At 70.8% G+C, this 3040-nt stretch carries 2 protein-coding genes and 1 pseudogene; all 3 read right to left on the minus strand.

What is annotated here, in order from left to right; all coding sequences use genetic code 11:
• Positions 1 to 126: 126 nt before the first annotated feature.
• On the minus strand, positions 127 to 1128 hold the full coding sequence (locus R6V09_RS49850) for a proline racemase family protein (protein ID WP_317888045.1): 1002 nt from the start codon (positions 1126 to 1128) through the stop codon (positions 127 to 129).
• A 27-nt stretch (positions 1129 to 1155) separates the two neighbouring features.
• A complete protein-coding gene (locus R6V09_RS49855; protein WP_317888046.1) occupies positions 1156 to 2052 on the minus strand; it encodes a dihydrodipicolinate synthase family protein in 897 nt (298 codons plus the stop codon).
• A 94-nt stretch (positions 2053 to 2146) separates the two neighbouring features.
• A pseudogene (locus R6V09_RS49860) lies at positions 2147 to 3040 on the minus strand (FAD-dependent oxidoreductase); the annotation flags it as partial.

Genomic DNA, 3040 nt, shown 5'->3' on the forward strand with positions numbered 1-3040 from the left:
CGACGGCGGCGACGACGCCGGCCCGGCCGGTGGCGGGGGTCTCGGTGAGGATCTCGTCGGGGTGGGCGGGGTTGTGACTGATGACCGTCGCAGTCATGGCGTTCCTCCCTCGGAAGGAGTCGGAGGTCAGAGGACGAAGCCGGCCGGGAACGGGTCGGCCGGGTCGAGGAGGTACTGGGCGGTGCCGGTGATCCAGGCCCGGCCGGTGATCGTGGGCACTACGGCGGGGTGTCCGGCGACCTCGACGGCCTCGACGAGGCGGCCCGTGAAGGACGTACCGATGAAGGACTCGTTGACGAAGTCCTGGTCCAGGGGGAGTTCGCCGCGGGCGTGCAGCTGTGCCATCCGGGCCGAGGTGCCGGTCCCGCAGGGCGAGCGGTCGAACCAGCCCGGGTGGATTGCCATGGCGTGCCGGGAGTGTTCGGCGTTCGAGCCGGGGGCGGCGAGGTACACGTGGTGGACGCCGTTGATGGACGGGTTCTCAGGGTGCACGAGCGGGCCCTCGGCGTTGATGGCGTCCATCAGCGCGAGTCCGGCGGCGAGGATCTCGTCCTTGTGCTCGCGTGCGAAGGGCAGCCCGAATTGGTCCAGCGGCAGGATCGCGTAGAAGTTGCCGCCGAAGGCCAGGTCGTACGTCACGGTGCGGCCGTCCGCGAGGACGGCCTTGCGATCGAGGCCGACCACGAACGACGGCACATTGCGGATCGTCACGGCCGTGGCGGCTCCGTTCTCCACCGCCACCTCGGCGACGACGAGTCCGGCCGGGGTGTCGAGGCGGATGGTGGTGACCGGTTCGAGAACGGGGACCATGCCGGTCTCGACCAGGACGGTGGCCACGCCGATGGTGCCGTGCCCGCACATGGGCAGATAGCCGGAGACCTCGATGTAGAGGACGCCGTAGTCGCAGTCGGGCCGGGTGGGCGGCTGGAGGATCGCCCCGCTCATCGCGGCGTGTCCGCGCGGCTCGTTCATCAGGAAGTCGCGTACGTCGTCGCGGTGTTCGCGGAACCACAGACGGCGTTCGTTCATGGTGGCGCCGGGGATGGTGCCGATGCCTCCGGTGACGACCCGGGTGGGCATGCCCTCGGTGTGCGAGTCCACGGCGTGCAGGACGAGTTTGCTGCGCATGGGTGGGAGATCCTCTCTGCCGGCGGGTCAGGAAAGGCCGAGGGCCAGGGCCTTCTCGGTGGCCTCGCGGATCGCCTTCTCCTGTTCCGGAAGGAGCGGGACGCGCGGCGGGCGGACCGGTCCGCCGCGGCGGCCGACGATGTCCATGGACAGCTTGATCGCCTGGACGAACTCGACCTTGGAGTCCCAGCGGTGCAGCGCGTGCAACTGCCGGTAGAGCGGTAGGGCGGTGGCCAGGTCGCCCTTGATCGCGGCGTGGTACAGCTCGACAGTCGACTTGGGCAGGGCGTTGGGGTAGCCCGCGATCCAGCCCTTGGCTCCGGCGAGGGCCAGTTCGAGCAGGACGTCGTCGGCGCCGATCAACACGTCGAGTTCGGGGGCGAGTTCGGCGATCTGGTAGATGCGACGGGTGTCGCCGGAGAACTCCTTCACGCCCTTGATGAGTCCCGCCGCGTGCAGCTTGGCGAGCAGTTCGGGAGTCAGGTCGACCTTGGTGTCGTGCGGGTTGTTGTACGCGACGATGTCGATGCCGACCTCGGCGACGGCCGCGTAGTGCGCGAGCACCGAACGCTCGTCGGCCCGGTAGGAGTTCGGGGGCAGCAGCATGACGGCGGCGCAGCCCGCGTCCTTGGCCTGCCGGGCCCAGCGGGCGGCCTCGGCGGAACCGTACGCGGCGACGCCCGGCATGACCTTGTCCCCGCCGATCGCCGCGACCGCGACCTCGACGACCTTCGCGCGCTCCTCGTCGGTGAGGACCTGGTACTCGCCGAGCGAGCCGTTGGGGACGACACCGTCGCAGCCGTTCGCGACGAGCCACCGGCAGTGGTCCGCGAAGGCTTCGAAGTCGACGCTCAGGTCGTCGTGGAGAGGCAGAGCGGTGGCGACCAGGACACCGCGCCAGACGGGGTTCTCGATGATGCTCATCAGAATCTCGACCTTCTTGTGGAGTGTGACATTTTACTGCGGGCCATACGGATGGTGGTTCTTGCCATACCGATGGTGGATCTTGAGGGAGTGGTCACGATGGGCCGTCGGGCTCTTGGGCCAGCACCGCAAGGGGTACCGGCCGGGCGAAGGGCCGCTTCGCGGGTCCCGTCGCGCATCCCGCGACGCCGGCGACCCCGGGAGCGCAGATCCGCCCCTGGCACCAGCCCATCCCGGCACGGGTGAGGAGCTTGACGGTCCGCAGATCGGTGGCGCCGAGCTCCTCGACGGCCTTGCGGACGGCCGCGGCCGGGACCTCCTCGCAGCGGCAGACGACGGTGTCGTCGGTGACCTGTTCCGTCCAGTGGGCGGGCGGGACGTAGGCGGTGTCGATGGCCGCGAAGAACTTCCGCAGCCGGGCCCGGGTCCTGGCGGGCACCGCCCGGTCGGCGGGCCTCGGCTCAACTCCCTTGAGGCGGGCGGCGATCGAGTGCCCGGCGATCTCGCCCTCGGCCAGTGCGAGCACCGCTCCGCCGATGCCGGTGGCCTCGCCCGCCGCCCAGACGCCGTCGACGTCGGTGCGCTGCTCGGCGTCGGTGACGACGAACGGGTCGCCGGTGGCGTCGATGGCGCAGCCCAGCGACTCGGCGAGATCGGTGTGCGCGAGCATGCCGTGCCCGACGGCCAGGGTGTCGCAGGCGATCCGCCGCTCACTGCCCGGCCTGACCCGTCCGGCCGCGTCCAGCGCTGCGATGGTGACGGCCTCGACGCGATCGGTGCCGTGCGCCTCCACGACAGCATGACGAACCGTCACCGGCACTCTGTGGCGCAGCAGTTGAGCACCGTACCGGACCGCTTCGGCGACCTTCGCCGGGTTGGCGGCGAGCGTCCGGGCATGCCGTACGACGCTCAGGGGGCGCACGGACTAGACGTACGCGGCGATCCTGGCGCCCGCCGCGGCGAGCCCCGCCGCGACCGGCATCAGCAG

The sequence above is a fragment of the Streptomyces sp. W16 genome (assembly GCF_033194735.1).
GTDB lineage: Bacteria > Actinomycetota > Actinomycetes > Streptomycetales > Streptomycetaceae > Streptomyces.